The organism is Nostoc sp. UHCC 0302 (assembly GCF_038096175.1).
Lineage (GTDB): Bacteria > Cyanobacteriota > Cyanobacteriia > Cyanobacteriales > Nostocaceae > UHCC-0302.
Genome location: NZ_CP151099.1, coordinates 5,588,423 through 5,603,141 on the forward strand (window position 1 = coordinate 5,588,423; position 14,719 = coordinate 5,603,141).

A 14,719-nucleotide genomic window follows, 5' to 3' on the forward strand; every position below is an offset into this window, starting at 1 on the left:
CGGATGCACAACCATGAATAATTCTCTTTCTTCATATTCAGACCTCGACAAGGCTATTACAAGCCATAACCCATTTGACAGATCATTAGTGGTCAGAAATCATGATATCTGGAACCAAAGTTTCCCTGATGTTCCTTCTATAAACGCTCATGCTTCAAATGGTATTTTTCAGGCGATAGAGCAAATTCGTGCAGGAAATCGCTCAGTTATTGGAATAACAATCAAAGCAGAGAAGGGCTTGGGTAAAAGTCACTTGATCAGTAGGATTCGTCACTCTCTTCAGAGTAAAGATTATAGTTTTTTCGTCTACATGAGTGAGGTTGACTATGGTGACTTAAGCAAAATCCATTCTAAATTTCTAACAACTTTAGCAAATAGCTTAAAACAGATTGGTAATCAAGGTGTAATGCAATGGCAAGAATTGGCAACTATTTTAGTAAATGAAGCATATAAAACAAACTACACACCTCAACATTTGATCAAGAGATTTCCTGGAGTTTTAGCTCAAAATCCTAAAATAGTCGATGCTTTAACTGCCAAAATACTTAAACTCAAGCCAAATATTGAAAATCCTTATTTGATACAAGCTATTTTATGGACACTTTCTTCAGATAAAATTGCATTTGCAATTAACTGGCTTGCTGGCAGAGACTTAGCACAATCACAAGCTGATGCTATGGGATTACCAAACACTCACCAAGATGATAAAGAAGCTGAAGCATTTCAAACTGTATGCCAAATTTTAGACTTAATTGGTGATTATAGAACAGTAGTTACCTGCTTTGATGAGTTAGAAAGCCTCAATTGTAATGAGCAAGGTTTTACAAGATCGCAGGTTATTGCTCTCTTTGCAAAAGATATATATAGCAAAATTAAACGCGGAGTCCTAATTTTAGCGATGTTTGATGAGACTTGGACACACCAAGTTAAGGTTGTGCCACAAGCAGAATCAGTTATTGATAGAATTGGTGAAAAGAAGTTTGACTTAAGACATCTTAACAGTGATGATGTAGTAACTCTTGTCTCTTATTGGCTAAAAGATTTTTATAATACAAAAAATCTAACTCCACCTAATCCTGTATATCCTTTTAATGAAGACGAATTGAGAGAACTTGGTAAAGAGAAGCCAATAGTTAGAAGAGTTTTACAGTGGTGTTCAACTAACTGGAATTTACCCGGTAAACCACCGCAGAAAGTAGATCCACTACATAAAGTTGAAATAGCTTTTAAAAAAGAACTTGCAGCACTTGATAATACAATAGACAATTATTTTGAAAATAGTAATATCATAGCAGACGCTATAAAATTTGCTTTATCAAGTATTAAGGGTGAAAGTATAGAAAGAGTCAAAATTGAAGATGTTGAAGAACTTATAGTAAAAAATGTAGATAAAGGCTACCTTAATTTTAGAATTATTGGTAAAGAAGATGAAAGAATTGTGAAAATAGTAGTATCAGTTATACAGGAATCTAGCAATAGATTTGTGAGTGCTGCCTTAAAAAGATTAATAGATTATAAAACTTTTGACATGACTCGTGGTTGCTTAGTTCGTGCTAAAGACGTGAAATCTAACACTAGAGGTAAAGAACATTTAGATGAACTACTTTCTAAAGAGTTAGGAGGAGAATTTGTCAAGCTTACTATTGAAGATATTAAACCTCTGTTAGCTATCTTATTTATTAAAAAAGCCTGTGCAGATTATGAAATCAGTGAAGAAGAAATCACTCAGTTTATGAGTCGGGAGAAGCTGGTAACTGAAAATTATTTAATACGTGAGATTTTGAGCGATCCATCTGGGCAGATTCCTAATGGATTAGTTGATGAAGATAATGTTTCGGAAATCCAGCCAGTACTACATATAAAAGAAAGTGAAGATGTAGACTTTAAACTTGATAATTTACTCATTAAACTTGGTTTATGAGTAATCTAATTTTGATTAACACTGCCCTATGTCTACCTACCCTAGATATTGAAGCTTTAATACAGGGACGAAAAATTACAGCTTTACCCAGAATGTTTATTCGTCCTGGGCAGAGATTTGCACTTTATCCTGCTGAATCTTCAGTTTCAATTAAAGCTTGGGCTAAATGTGAACTCTGCCAAATTTTAGACGAAACTAAGCCATTAGATATTTTGTCTAAATTAACAATATGGACACCAAAAGTATTAAAGGAGATATTACAGCAACAACAGTATATTTTTCTGGCTTACTTGCGTGTTTACCAGTTACCTCAGTTACAAGAAATATCAGTCAATCCGAACATTCAGGAAAAGCTAGGAAAATTTGTTAGTTTACCTAATTCTCTAACGGTTTCTGAAGCAAATCCTGTTTTGAGCGATCGCATCTTCGGCCAACGCAGACGCCAACTAGAAAAATTAGAGCCGCCACTGCATCCTGAATTAGAAGAATTGCAGAGCGCGATCGCATCCCTAACCATTAGCCAACCAGCAGTGAAAGAATTAGACAACGATATCAAAGTATTTTTGGGTTGGAGTAGTGACAAGCTCATTAAGCAACCAAATCCAAATTTAGCTTGGATAAATGATATTGCAAAATTAGGCGATCGCAGCATCGAGCTAGAGGAGAAAAAAAGTAACTACCAAGCTGGTACAGATTTTGAAAACATCGCACGTCAAAGTCTGGAGTTCTTAGGGTTCAAGGTTGAAAATGCTTATAAAGGTGGCGCTGGAGGCTTAGATTTATTTTGTTCAAAACCTTACCCTATTGTTTGCGAGTGTAAAGCAGGTAGGCTGATTCCTAGCGGTACAGTTGAGGAATTAGTTAAGCTAGGTGGAATGCATTTAGGTGCTAATCAATTTCTTGATTCAGCAAAGTTAGTAATTGGCCCTGGTAAACCATCTACGGATATACTAAAAGCCGCACAAAAATGGAAAGTAAGTATTATTAATGCTATGACATTACAAAAGCTAGTTGAACTAAAAGCCAAATATCCAGGCGCTATAAATTTAGTTGAGTTACAGAAATATTTAGAACCTGGACAAATTGAATACAAGATTGATGAATATATAGATAAAACTGAAAAAGAAATTAACTTGCGATCGCAGATTGTCCAAGCAGTCAAAGAAGTTTGTGAACCAGATAACGAAACTTCACAAGTTACGCAAAAAGTTTGCACATCTACAGAAATTCGCGCACATTACAATGCCACTCATAGCCCTAAGTTAAATGATGAAACAGTTCACGATTTATTGATAGAACTTTCCTCACCATTAACAGGCTACTTAGGACGAGATAACAAGAGCGATCGCTTTTACTTCCTGCGCGATTTACTAATTATCCCAAGATAGTGCAGTATGTCTTTTTTCTTACCTCTGCGCTTTCTGTGCCTCTGCGGTTTTTTTTATAAATAGAGTGCGTTAGCATCAGCTTTGCTGCTAGGCATTACCTTCATCCTAGCGTCAAAATTCCAAGCTGATAATTCACCACCAACGGCAGAATCTTCAGCCATTCTGAACCTAGCAATACCTCAGTTATTTCATCCCCTGCATAAACAGGAATCTCATACTCCTGTCCATCCAGCAGCACCTTACCTAAATAGATATTAAATCTAGCTTCTCCCTGTGCAGTTCGCAAACGTTCCTTACGTATAAACAGCCAATTAAGACCATCTAAATCTTGCTTGTTAATTGCCATAAAGCCTGTGAAACCAGTATCCAACATGGCATCCACAGGCAGATTTAATCCATCATCAGTAATAAATTCAATTTCAAAAAATAGCTGCCCCCTATTTCCAAAGATGCCCTGAATCATATTGTGCCAGTAGTTCCGGTCTCATTTAAGCAAAACATAAAGTGTATAGAATTGGGGTGCTCCTGACGTGCTTTCTGACTAGCGACTTCCTTATCCACATCAATAAAGTAATCACCACTATCTGGCTCTACAGCAATATACCAGCCATAGTGTTTCTTAATTAAATTGGGACGCACGCGCTCAAATATTGCCTGACAACGCTGATCAAAAACTTCATCTTCAGCTTTGCGCCTAGCAAGTTCTTCCGGTGATAAAGTGCGTTCAGGAAAAATTCTGCCTCGACGTGCAGGTTGTTTAGCGGTTGATTCAGTCATGCTATTAACCTTACCTATTGATTTGCCCTTAACTTCATATTATGGGAAGGTAAAGGCGATCGCTTTTACTTCCTGCGCGATTTACTAATTACCTTAAGATAGTGCAGTATGTCTTTTTTCTTACCTCTGCGCTCTCTGCGCCTCTGCGGTTCGTTTCACAAATAGAGTGCGATCGCGACATTAACCCCAGCTGAGATAACAGCAAAGTGAGATAATTAAGCACGACCACAGGTCAAAGCCCTCTTTTACATATGCACTTTACAATCCAACGTCAACTAACAATAGCGCTGGAAAACTATCCTGGTCGTTTAGCTGCCGTCAGCACTACGATTGCCAAAGAGCGAATTAATATTGAAGCAATTTCCCTGCTGGATAACATAGACCAGGGCGTTATTCGCTTAGTCGCTAGTGATGCTGCCAACTGCAAAACCCTTTTAGTGAAACAGGGATTTTACGTAATTGAGGCGGATGTTTTAGCTATTGAATTGACAGATAATCCTGGACAATTAGCTCTCTTGAGCCATGCTCTAGCGGCTGCCAAAATTAACATTGAATATATCTATGGAAGCACTATCCGTGCTGGCGAAAATATGCGCCTGATGGTCAAAGTTTCTGATTTGAGTAAGGCTTGTCAAGTGCTTGCTGAACTGGCGGAAAATTGAGGCATGAGTTCCTTAATCTCAGGCAGCATCGGAATCTTATCACCTGGAGCGTTAGGGGTTGGTTTTTTCTATCACTTAACAAGGCAACTCACGCAGTTAGATAATCAAGTCTATTTTTTAGAAAGACGCGGGTCGAATAGTGCTTCCTCCTTAAAGAAAAGTGGGAAAATAGCGATCGCCACCCCGGATAAAATTGAGTCAATCCCTACAGATACAATACTTAAACCAGACTTGCTCACTTGCTATCAGTCTGGTTTTTTACCAGAAGTAGTTCTTATTTGTCCTAACCCTGACCAACTTTTAGGCGTCATCACCACCATTGCAGAATTATTAGTACTGGTAGAAAAGCACGAGAAGCTCTTGCAGCCAGCCGAATCATTGCCATTGTTTGTCTTCTGTTCTAATGGCATATATTTTCAGCGCTTCCGCCAAATCTTTATTGAAAAAATCGAAGAAGCCACACTTTTTGGACGTTTACCAGACCTTTGGCCTTCCATAATGCCGCAAATAGTCTCTCGATTTCTGCGCGGCGTCACAATTCAAACTGGACTGCGCGAAGGCAGCGGTTCCGAAACCATCTATCGCCCTGGAGCAAAAGGACGAACTCAGATTGCCGGTGGAGATGTTGGTACTAGAGAGCGCTGTTGCCAAATTTTGGCTGCTAGAGGAGGCTGTTTTGAAGAAGCGCCTTCCAGTTCCGCTACTCGTCTGGAATTTGATAAGGCGTTGGTAAATCTCCTGAGTAATTTGCTGGGGCAAATCTGGGCGATTAATTCAGCAGGCAATTTTAAAGCTTTAACAGTCGGCAACATCCTGGAATCTTCTCATGAACCACAAATGCGTGAATTAGTCTATCAAGTATTTCGGGTGGGGCAGATGGTGAAGGTTTATGATTTGCAAGAAGATTTTGAGGTAATTTTCGCTCAAGTTATCGAAACTTGTAGACAACACGCTTCTCACATTCCCTCTAGTTTGCAATGGCTAGATATGAAGTTGCGTCTCGGTACTCTAGAGCCCGAAATGACTCCTACAGAAGCTTGGCTAATAGAACCTTTGATTCGTTACGCTAAAGCTTCAGGCTTGGAAGATGCTGCTAATTACTTTCAGGAATTAAAGGCTCAATTAATCAAAAAACTAACCCTTGCGAAAGACCGAAACAGTTAAGAAATTAAAAACAAAGTTTCAGAATCTAGCTTCGATTATTATTTTCCTAGAGTGACAATAAAAGGTTAATTATTGCTTTTGTATTTGCTTTATATAAATCAATTTTGTCATAACTATTACAAGCAATTACCCAGGCACACACTCTTTTTAAGATTAATCAACAGATTGCTATTTTTATTTAAATACTATGCGCTTTTTATTTAAATACTATGCGCTAAAAAAAGCTCTTGCTTTTACGCAAGAGCCTCTAAATTAATTAATTGTCAGTGATGAAAGAAAGTTTGCAACTTAGTCTAGGTCGTTCATGAACAACACTGGCTCAGTTTCACGGTTAATACCTCTTTCGAAACCACCAGCTGCTGCACGAGCGCGACCAGCGTGCCATAGGTGACCGATTAGGAAGAAGAAACCTAATACGAAGTGAGAACACGCCAACCAAGCGCGAGGAGACACGTAGTTGAAAGAGTTGATTTCGGTAGCCACACCACCTACAGAGTTCAAAGAACCCAGAGGAGCGTGAGTCATGTATTCAGCAGCGCGACGAGCTTGCCAAGGCTGAATATCATTCTTGATTTTCTCCAGATCAAGACCGTTGGGGCCGCGGAGAGGTTCTAACCAAGGGCCACGGAAATCCCAGAAGCGCATGGTTTCACCACCGAAGATGATTTCACCAGTAGGAGAGCGCATCAGGTACTTACCTAAACCTGTGGGGCCTTGTGCAGAACCGACGTTAGCACCTAAGCGTTGGTCACGGATTAAGAAGGTCAGAGCTTGAGCCTGAGAAGCTTCAGGGCCAGTAGGGCCAAAGAATTCGCTGGGGTAAACAGTGTTGTTGTACCAAACCATACAGGAAGCGATGAGGCCCATCAAAGAGAGCGCACCCAAGCTGTAGGAGAGGTAAGCTTCACCAGACCAAATGAACGCACGACGCGCCCAAGCAAAAGGCTTGGTAAGAATGTGGTAAATACCGCCAGCGATACATACAAAGGCAACCCAGATATGACCGCCGATCACATCTTCTAAGTTATCGACGCTAACAATCCAGCCTTCACCACCGAAGGGAGACTTGATCAGATAACCGAAGATGACTGCTGGGTTGAGTGTTGGGTTAGTAATGACGCGAACATCACCACCACCGGGCGCCCAAGTATCGTAGATACCACCGAAAAACATTGCCTTCAGTACCAACAGCAGCGCACCGCATCCCAGGATGATCAGGTGGAAGCCGATGATGTTGGTCATCTTGTTCTTGTCTTTCCAGTCGTAACCAAAGAAGGAAGAGTATTCTTCTAGGGTTTCTGGGCCACGGACGGCATGATAGATACCGCCAAAACCTAGTACAGCTGAGGAAATCAAGTGGAGTACACCAACAACAAAGTAGGGGAAGGTGTCGATGACTTCACCACCAGCACCAACACCCCATCCTAAAGTGGCGAGGTGAGGTAGCAGGATTAAGCCTTGCTCGTACATGGGCTTTTCGGGGATGAAGTGAGCGACTTCAAACAAAGTCATCGCTCCAGCCCAGAATACAATTAAGCCAGAATGGGCTACGTGAGCGCCCAGTAGTTTACCAGATAGGTTGATCAAACGCGCGTTACCAGACCACCAGGCAAATCCGGATGATTCTTGGTCGCGTCCGCCACCTAAGACTGAAGGTCTATTAGAGAGCGTTACCACGAGGCAATACCTCCTCAGGGAATATAAATTGTTCGTGAGGCTGATCTTGAGGAGCCATCCAAGCGCGGATACCCTCGTTCAACAAAATGTTTTTGGTATAGAAAGTTTCAAATTCCGGGTCTTCTGCCGCCCGCAATTCTTGAGAAACGAAGTCGTAAGCCCGCAGGTTGAGTGCCAGACCAACGATACCCACAGCACTCATCCACAAGCCTGTGACTGGCACAAACAACATGAAGAAGTGCAACCAGCGCTTGTTGGAGAAAGCAATCCCGAATATCTGTGACCAGAATCGGTTTGCTGTCACCATTGAGTAGGTTTCTTCTGATTGGGTGGGGTTGAATGCCCGGAAGGTGTTTGCACCTTCGCCGTCTTCAAATAGGGTGTTTTCAACTGTCGCACCATGAATCGCGCACAATAGCGCTCCACCTAGTACCCCTGCTACTCCCATCATGTGGAATGGGTTGAGTGTCCAGTTGTGGAACCCTTGCAGGAACAGCAAGAATCGGAAGATTGCTGCTACTCCAAAGCTGGGTGCAAAGAACCAAGACGATTGTCCCAAGGGGTACATCAAGAAGACGCTGACGAATACCGCAATTGGGGCTGAGAATGCTAGCGCGTTGTAGGGACGAATTCCTACTAGCCGTGCTATTTCAAATTGCCTTAACATGAAGCCAATTAAAGCAAAGGCTCCGTGCAGGGCTACGAATGGCCACAATCCACCTAGTTGGAACCAGCGTGTCAGGTCACCTTGGGCTTCTGGCCCCCACAACAGCAGCAAGGAGTGTCCCATGCTGTCTGCTGGTGTTGATACTGCCACTGTCAGGAAGTTACAGCCTTCTAGGTAAGATGAGGCTAATCCGTGGGTGTACCACGATGTGACAAATGTTGTCCCGGTCAGCCAACCGCCTAATGCTAGGTAAGCGCAGGGAAATAATAATATCCCTGACCAACCTACGAATACGAAGCGATCGCGCTTCAACCAGTCGTCTAGTACGTCAAACCACCCTCTACTGGGGGCGCGTCCTACTGCGATGGTCATCGAACTAAAATCCTCTTTTTACTAAAATTGCAACGCTTTTTAGGCAGCGCTATCAGCGGGTTTCCCACGCCAATTACTTAACGGGAGGCTCTCCCATAAGGCAGTGGCTCGACTTTAAGCTGCTGCCGCGAGGAATTAAGGTTTTTTTGACAATCTCATTCGCCTTAAAGCATTTGAGATTCTGAGAACTTACCACTTAGTTAAGTTGGCATTTCTCAGGGTTACGCCGTTACCCGTACCATTAGCTAGTAATCTAGCTTTTGGTAACTTAATGATTCTTAACTTATCACATTTATCCGAGTTTTTGCCCGATCCACTGAAGCCAATCGGGTATTTCACACGAACCTATTAAATACTATGAATATCAGAAATTTTACAATCTGACACAACTTTTCTCAGAAATCTTGACACTTTAGGGCAGGTAGACGACACTGGGGAAACCATTTCTAGGGCTGAAAAGGTAAATAAAACAGGAATTTGAGAATTTTTATTTAATTTTTAATTTCGCGCAACGGTACAAGCTCTAAACTTGCAAGATATCCCGCTGCAATGGCAGACTTTTAGAGGGAGTATCTCACGGGCGAAGGTAGTTCAATGACGGTATCAACAACGATTAACAAAGGCGATCGCCTCCTGCATCAAAATGTTCTCGGTTCTCGTCGGTTCAGTAACTACTGGTGGGCAACTATCGTTACCTTGGGAGCTACAGGCTTTTTGCTGGCTGGGATATCCAGTTACCTAAAAGTTAATTTACTCATAGTTACCGATCCAACTCAACTAGTATTTGTCCCCCAAGGATTGGTTATGGGGTTATATGGGACTGCTGGCTTGCTTTTAGCCCTATACCTCTGGCTAGTAATTTTATGGGACGTCGGCGGCGGTTATAACGAGTTTAATCAGGAAACTGGCACAATTAAAATCTTTCGATGGGGATTTCCTGGCAAAAACCGCCGTATTGAGATTAATAGCCGCATACAAGACGTGCAGGCTGTACGAATAAATATCAAAGAAGGTCTCAATCCTCTTCGCGCACTCTACCTACGCATTAAAGGTCGGCGAGACATACCTTTAACACGGGTCGGACAACCATTATCTTTAACAGAATTGGAAGTACAAGGTGCGGAATTAGCCCGTTTTTTGGGAGTACCGCTGGAAGGTCTTTAGGGATTGGGGATTGGGGATGAAAATTCTTTCTTAGTACCTAATCTCTAATCCTTAATAGCCCTTGAAAAGATAAGATACTCTGGTTGAATCAGTGACTGGCAATGCGGTTAAAATTTTCACAATTTTTGATTGCTTTTTTGATGATCAGTACTTTGATGTTGGGAGGATGTTCAACTGGGCAAGTCGCTTCTACTTCTTCTCCAACCTCGGTAGCTACTTCTCCAGCAAGCGAGACAAGTACGAATCAGACTACTGAAGCAACATCTGTATCAGAAACTACTAACGAGAGTGTACCAGGAATGACCGATTTACCACGGCTCGAAGGCAAAGCTACTGTGGTGATCACAGTTAAAGGCTCACCAATTACTGTCGAAGTAGACGGTACTAATGCGCCAATTACTGCTGGCAACTTTGTAGATTTAGTGCAAAAAGGTGTTTACGATGGTTTAGCTTTTCATCGCGTTGTGCGTGACCCTCAACCTTTTGTGGTTCAAGGCGGCGATCCTCAAAGCAAAGACCCAAAATTCCCGGTGGCTAGATTAGGAACGGGTAGTTATACTGATCCCAAAACCGGGAGAGAGCGTTATATACCTCTAGAAATTAAACCAAAAGGTGCAGCTACACCTGAGTACAATAAACCATTTGATGCTACTGCTCGACCCGTTGAGTTGGCTCACAAGCTGGGTGCAGTGGCAATGGCGCGATCGCAACAACCAGACTCAGCTTCCTCGCAATTTTACTTTGCCCTAGCGGATTTGCCATTTCTAGATGGTAGCTACGCCGTGTTTGGTAACGTGACTCAAGGCTTCGATGTCGTGAACAAAATTCAACAAGGCGATCGCATTGATTCCGCTAAGGTTACCCAAGGCGCGGAAAATCTGAAAACCCCAGGTCAGTAGCAGCAAGGAGGTGAAGGGGCAGAGGGGCAGCACTTCTCTACGAGAGGCTGCGCTTAGGGCGCAGCTATGCCGCAGGCTTTACGGCTCCTTTCGGCTTCTCTGCGAGACCAAGGCGTTAGCGAAGCTTCGCTTTAGCGATACGCTCAAGGCAAGCCGCTCAGTGACCGAGGAGCAGGGAGCATACTTCGACTGCGCTCAGTAACCGGGGAGCAGGAGAATAATAATGACTCCTAACTCTTGTACAGACGCGTAGACGCTCGAAGAGCGGCTTCTCGTAAGAGTATAATCGCGTCTGTACTTCTGACTCTTGACTCTCAAATTTGTGAAGGTTGTTGTTACTGGTATTGGTTTAGTTTCCGCTTTAGGTGGAAGTTTAGAGGATAGCTGGCAAACATTGCTGGCAGGACAATCTGGAATTAAATTACATCAACCATTTCCAGAACTGGAACCACTGCCTTTGGGATTAATTGGTCAACAACCAGTTGGATTAAAAAGCCTGACTCACCAGGTTGTTGCATCTGCTGTGCAAGATGCAGGTTTGGTTACGCCTTTAGCTGATTGCGCTGTAGTAATTGGTTCAAGTCGCTCTCATCAAGCATCTTGGGAAATACTGGCGCGGGAGATTGAAAACGAAAGAATAGGGGAAGAAAAGTGGAAAAATTCCCCTCTCTGCCAGTTCTCTAAAGAGGAGTGGCTAGATACTCTGCCTCACATGAGTGCGATCGCAGCTGCACGACAAATCGGCGCATCTGGCATAGTTTTAGCTCCAATGGCAGCTTGCGCCACTGGAATTTGGGCGCTTGCTCAAGCAGCTTTACTTGTGCAATCTGGGCAATGTCAAAGGGCGATAGCTGGAGCAGTAGAAGCACCAATTACACCCCTATCTTTGGTAGGATTTCAGCAAATGGGTGCTTTGGCAAAAACAGGGGCTTATCCCTTTGATTTGCACAGAGAAGGTTTGGTATTGGGCGAAGGCGCAGCTGTGTTTGTCTTAGAATCAGCAGATTTGGCAAAGCAGCGTCAAGCAAAGATTTATGGTGAAATTCTGGGTTTTGGCTTGACAAACGATGCCTATCATACTAATTCACCAGAACCTGATGGTAAAAGTGCGATCGCAGCCATAAAACAATCTCTAGAACGTAGTTGTCGGACACTACGTGATATCGATTACATTCATGCTCATGGTACAGCTACGCAGTTAAATGACCGCATGGAGAGCATGGTAATCCAGCGTTTGTTCCCTCAAAGAGTTGCAGTTAGTTCAACGAAGGGAGCTACAGGTCATACTTTAGGAGCATCAGGAGCCTTGGGTGTAGCTTTTTCTCTGATGGCACTGAAGCATCAAATTTTACCGCCTTGTGTAGGATTAAGGCAACCAGCGTTTGATTTGGATTTGGTGAAGGTAGCCAGTAAAAGTAAAATTGGGCGAGTGTTATGTTTGAGTTTTGGCTTTGGTGGTCAGAATGCAGCCATCGCTTTAGCAAGATAAAAACTTGTAGTTTAAAATTCTTAATAGCCCCCTCTCCATCAGCGAAGCGAAGAGGGAGTAAAATCTTACCTACATCCTAAAGACTCGCGAGTATCCACACCAGTTTTAGAATTTACACCACTTGCTTTAGCACAAAGTTTTTTTATTTGCGTGCCATCTAAAACCGCATTTGTGAAATCAGCATTTGTGATATCGACATTATCGAAAGTAGAACGCAGCATCATTGCATCTGTTAAAACTGCATCACTTAAATCAGCGCCCTTAAACCTCACCAGATAGGCTATCCCATTACTAAAATCTACACCATGCAGATTTACTCCCTCCAGTACAGTACCGTTAAACACACCACCACGTAAGTCAGCATTGCTAAAGTTAGCATTCTCTAAATTGACATTGGTAAACTCAGTACCAATTAAACTTTGACCAGAGTAATCCTTGCCCTTAAATTCATCGCCAGCAGAACGGGTGATGCTAGAAGAACTAGCAGCTTGCGCTGATAAGGGAAACAAAAAAAGTACTGTAGCTAAGACAAAGCTAGCTAGTAGTCGCCAATATTTCATAATGTCTTCTTAATAAATCTCAACACTTCACCATTAACTATTAAACCTTACTAGGGGGAAGAGGACAGGAGTTTTGAATTATTCCCCCTTGTCCCCTGCTCCTTTGCTCCCTCACACTCTCAAATGAGAAACCATCTCTTAGGATAGATAGATGTTGAGGTGCGATCGCATAAATAATCTGTGGCTAATCAAGAAGAAATTGCCCTATCTCTGGCCCGAACCCCTTTATATCAATTGGGTGTAGAACTTAAAGCCCGGCTGACCAGCTTTGGTGGTTGGGAAATGCCCGTGCAATTTAGTGGCATTAGCCGCGAACACGATGCTGTCAGAAAAACAGCCGGGATGTTCGATATTTCCCACATGGGTAAATTTACCCTCCAAGGTAAAAACGTTATTTCCCAACTCCAGCGTTTAGTGCCTTCCGACTTGAGTCGGCTACAACTCGGTCAAGCGCAATACACGGTATTGTTAAATCCCCAAGCAGGAATTATTGACGACATTATTGTCTATTACCAGGGTGAAGATACTAGTGGTATACAGCAGGTACTAATCATAGCTAATGCGGCAACTACTGCTAAAGACAAAGCGTGGCTATTACAACACATTGATTCAGATGAGGTGCAATTCCAAGACATTTCGCCAAACAAAGTTTTAATCGCTGTCCAAGGGCCAAAAGCTATTAAATATCTTCAGCCATTAGTGCAAGAAGACTTAAAACCACTCAAAGCATTTGGTCATTTAGAAGTAACTTTATTGGGTAAATCAGGCTTTATTGCCCGTACAGGTTACACCGGAGAAGATGGATTTGAGGTCATGGTAGATCCAGATGTGGGGATAGAATTGTGGCAAAGTCTCTACAATGCTGGTGTTATTCCAGCAGGACTTGGTGCAAGAGACACCCTCCGGCTAGAAGCAGCAATGGCACTTTACGGACAAGATATAGATGACACCACCACACCCTTAGAAGCAGGTTTGGGTTGGCTAGTTCACCTAGATACCAAAGGTGATTTTATTGGTCGGGCAGTTTTGGAACAGCAAAAAGCCGCTGGAGTACAGCGGCGACTAGTAGGTTTGCAAACTCAAGGACGCAACATTGCCCGCCACGGCTACCAAGTTTTATCAGCCGGTAAAATCGTGGGAGAAATTACCAGCGGCACTCTGTCGCCTACACTTGGTTATCCTATTGCTTTAGCCTATGTTCCTACTCAGCTAGCGACTGTTGGTCAACAGCTAGAGGTAGAAATTCGCGGTAAAGCTTACCCCGCCATTGTGGTTAAACGTCCCTTTTATCGCTCAAAAAATCGTGTTACTAACTGATAAGCATCGAGGTTTTGAGGAATAATGTGTTGTTAGCTAATCAATCTACAGTATGGTTAATTACCAAATCTGACCAACATTACTGTTGGAGCGATAATTTTTTTGATATGGAAGGGTAAGTGAAATGTCTTTTGAATATCCTCAAGATTTTAGATACCAGGATACTCATGAATATGTGCGACTTGATGGCGAAATTGCCACCATTGGCATTACTGAATTTGCTATAGATCAGCTGGGTGATATCGTATTTTTGGAATTGCCAGAAATTGGCGATGCTATTGAGAAGGGAGAAACTTTTGGCTCAATTGAATCAGTCAAAGCGGTTGAAGACCTAAAATCACCAGTAACTGGCACAGTCATAGAACGCAATGAAGTCTTGATTGAATCTCCCGAACAAATCACAGAAGAAGATCCCTATGCTGAGGGGTGGTTCTTGAAAGTACGCGTTAATGACCCTGGTGAAATTGAGGATGGCTTGACTGCGGATGAGTATCGCGCCCAGGTAGAAGGGGAATAGGGAGTACTGAATAAAGAGTGGGGCAGTAGGAGAGTGGGAAAGATGGGGGAGAATAACTAATGCCCAATCCCCAATCCCCAATCTCCAGCCCCCAATCTAAGAGTATTTGTTGCAAAATATGAAATAGTTGCGTCTGGAGTTTAAT

General features: G+C 42.6%; 14 protein-coding genes. 9 read left to right on the top strand and 5 right to left on the bottom strand.

Annotated features, from left to right (window positions below; translation table 11 throughout):
• The first annotated feature begins 13 nt into the window (after nucleotides 1-13).
• Together WKK05_RS24240 and WKK05_RS24245 are read left to right on the top strand one after the other, a co-directional pair.
• Entirely contained in the window at nucleotides 14-1,921 is a 1,908-nt protein-coding gene (locus tag WKK05_RS24240; protein ID WP_341525605.1) for a P-loop NTPase fold protein, read from the top strand.
• On the top strand, nucleotides 1,918-3,309 hold the full coding sequence (locus tag WKK05_RS24245) for a DUF1802 family protein (protein WP_341525606.1): 1,392 nt from the start codon (nucleotides 1,918-1,920) through the stop codon (nucleotides 3,307-3,309). The genes WKK05_RS24240 and WKK05_RS24245 overlap by 4 nt, the downstream gene beginning before the upstream one ends.
• A 100-nt stretch (nucleotides 3,310-3,409) precedes the next feature.
• Here the strand turns inward: WKK05_RS24245 and WKK05_RS24250 are convergent, their stop codons facing one another.
• Together WKK05_RS24250 and WKK05_RS24255 are read right to left on the bottom strand one after the other, a co-directional pair.
• A complete protein-coding gene (locus WKK05_RS24250; protein WP_341525608.1) occupies nucleotides 3,410-3,772 on the bottom strand; it encodes an aspartyl protease in 363 nt (120 codons plus the stop codon).
• Complete coding sequence (locus WKK05_RS24255; protein WP_341525609.1) at nucleotides 3,769-4,086, bottom strand: hypothetical protein; 318 nt, start codon at nucleotides 4,084-4,086, stop codon at nucleotides 3,769-3,771. Before WKK05_RS24255 ends, WKK05_RS24250 begins: the two co-directional genes overlap by 4 nt.
• A 251-nt stretch (nucleotides 4,087-4,337) precedes the next feature.
• Between WKK05_RS24255 and WKK05_RS24260 the strand changes: the two genes are divergently transcribed.
• Together WKK05_RS24260 and WKK05_RS24265 are read left to right on the top strand one after the other, a co-directional pair.
• On the top strand, nucleotides 4,338-4,748 hold the full coding sequence (locus WKK05_RS24260) for an amino acid-binding protein (RefSeq protein WP_341525610.1): 411 nt from the start codon (nucleotides 4,338-4,340) through the stop codon (nucleotides 4,746-4,748).
• Between the two features lie 3 nt (nucleotides 4,749-4,751).
• Entirely contained in the window at nucleotides 4,752-5,912 is a 1,161-nt protein-coding gene (locus WKK05_RS24265; RefSeq protein WP_341525611.1) for a hypothetical protein, read from the top strand.
• A gap of 288 nt (nucleotides 5,913-6,200) precedes the next feature.
• On the opposite strand, the gene psbC is transcribed toward WKK05_RS24265, so the two are convergent.
• The gene (psbC, locus tag WKK05_RS24270) at nucleotides 6,201-7,589 is read right to left on the bottom strand and encodes a photosystem II reaction center protein CP43 (protein ID WP_341525612.1); all 1,389 of its coding nucleotides are present in this window, start codon (nucleotides 7,587-7,589) and stop codon (nucleotides 6,201-6,203) included.
• A complete protein-coding gene (gene psbD, locus WKK05_RS24275) occupies nucleotides 7,573-8,628 on the bottom strand; it encodes a photosystem II D2 protein (photosystem q(a) protein) (RefSeq protein WP_341525613.1) in 1,056 nt (351 codons plus the stop codon). The genes psbC and psbD overlap by 17 nt, the downstream gene beginning before the upstream one ends.
• Nucleotides 8,629-9,222: 594 nt before the next feature.
• Here psbD and WKK05_RS24280 point away from each other — a divergent pair.
• From WKK05_RS24280 to WKK05_RS24290, 3 genes are all read left to right on the top strand, one after another.
• Nucleotides 9,223-9,792 (top strand): photosystem I assembly protein Ycf4, encoded by a 570-nt coding sequence (locus WKK05_RS24280; RefSeq protein ID WP_341525614.1) that lies wholly within the window; start codon nucleotides 9,223-9,225, stop codon nucleotides 9,790-9,792.
• A 101-nt stretch (nucleotides 9,793-9,893) separates the two neighbouring features.
• Nucleotides 9,894-10,691, top strand: a complete 798-nt coding sequence (locus WKK05_RS24285) for a peptidylprolyl isomerase (RefSeq protein WP_341525615.1) — start codon at nucleotides 9,894-9,896, stop codon at nucleotides 10,689-10,691.
• 322 nt (nucleotides 10,692-11,013) lie between these two features.
• Nucleotides 11,014-12,180 carry a beta-ketoacyl-ACP synthase gene (locus tag WKK05_RS24290; protein ID WP_341531179.1) on the top strand — a complete coding sequence of 389 codons (1,167 nt, stop codon included), beginning with the start codon at nucleotides 11,014-11,016 and terminating at the stop codon, nucleotides 12,178-12,180.
• Nucleotides 12,181-12,245: 65 nt separating this feature from the next.
• Here WKK05_RS24290 and WKK05_RS24295 read toward each other — a convergent pair whose 3' ends face one another.
• A complete protein-coding gene (locus tag WKK05_RS24295; protein WP_341525616.1) occupies nucleotides 12,246-12,740 on the bottom strand; it encodes a pentapeptide repeat-containing protein in 495 nt (164 codons plus the stop codon).
• A 180-nt stretch (nucleotides 12,741-12,920) separates the two neighbouring features.
• On the opposite strand from WKK05_RS24295, the gene gcvT reads away from it, so the two are divergent.
• Together gcvT and gcvH are read left to right on the top strand one after the other, a co-directional pair.
• Nucleotides 12,921-14,057, top strand: coding sequence for a glycine cleavage system aminomethyltransferase GcvT (gcvT, locus tag WKK05_RS24300; RefSeq protein WP_341525617.1), 1,137 nt, complete (start codon nucleotides 12,921-12,923; stop codon nucleotides 14,055-14,057).
• 124 nt (nucleotides 14,058-14,181) lie between these two features.
• Nucleotides 14,182-14,574, top strand: a complete 393-nt coding sequence (gene gcvH, locus WKK05_RS24305; RefSeq protein ID WP_341525618.1) for a glycine cleavage system protein GcvH — start codon at nucleotides 14,182-14,184, stop codon at nucleotides 14,572-14,574.
• Nucleotides 14,575-14,719 lie beyond the last annotated feature (145 nt).

What these genes read in the sequence shown, in the direction of transcription:
- WKK05_RS24245 (WP_341525606.1), top strand. Translation starts at nt 1,918, where the DNA reads ATGAGTAATCTAATTTTGATTAACACTGCCCTATGTCTACCTACCCTA.
- gcvH (WP_341525618.1), top strand. Translation starts at nt 14,182, where the DNA reads ATGTCTTTTGAATATCCTCAAGATTTTAGATACCAGGATACTCATGAA.
- psbD (WP_341525613.1), bottom strand. Translation starts at nt 8,628, where the DNA reads ATGACCATCGCAGTAGGACGCGCCCCCAGTAGAGGGTGGTTTGACGTA.
- WKK05_RS24265 (WP_341525611.1), top strand. Translation starts at nt 4,752, where the DNA reads ATGAGTTCCTTAATCTCAGGCAGCATCGGAATCTTATCACCTGGAGCG.
- WKK05_RS24255 (WP_341525609.1), bottom strand. Translation starts at nt 4,086, where the DNA reads ATGACTGAATCAACCGCTAAACAACCTGCACGTCGAGGCAGAATTTTT.
- WKK05_RS24240 (WP_341525605.1), top strand. Translation starts at nt 14, where the DNA reads ATGAATAATTCTCTTTCTTCATATTCAGACCTCGACAAGGCTATTACA.
- WKK05_RS24280 (WP_341525614.1), top strand. Translation starts at nt 9,223, where the DNA reads ATGACGGTATCAACAACGATTAACAAAGGCGATCGCCTCCTGCATCAA.
- WKK05_RS24295 (WP_341525616.1), bottom strand. Translation starts at nt 12,740, where the DNA reads ATGAAATATTGGCGACTACTAGCTAGCTTTGTCTTAGCTACAGTACTT.
- WKK05_RS24250 (WP_341525608.1), bottom strand. Translation starts at nt 3,772, where the DNA reads ATGATTCAGGGCATCTTTGGAAATAGGGGGCAGCTATTTTTTGAAATT.
- WKK05_RS24285 (WP_341525615.1), top strand. Translation starts at nt 9,894, where the DNA reads ATGCGGTTAAAATTTTCACAATTTTTGATTGCTTTTTTGATGATCAGT.
- WKK05_RS24260 (WP_341525610.1), top strand. Translation starts at nt 4,338, where the DNA reads ATGCACTTTACAATCCAACGTCAACTAACAATAGCGCTGGAAAACTAT.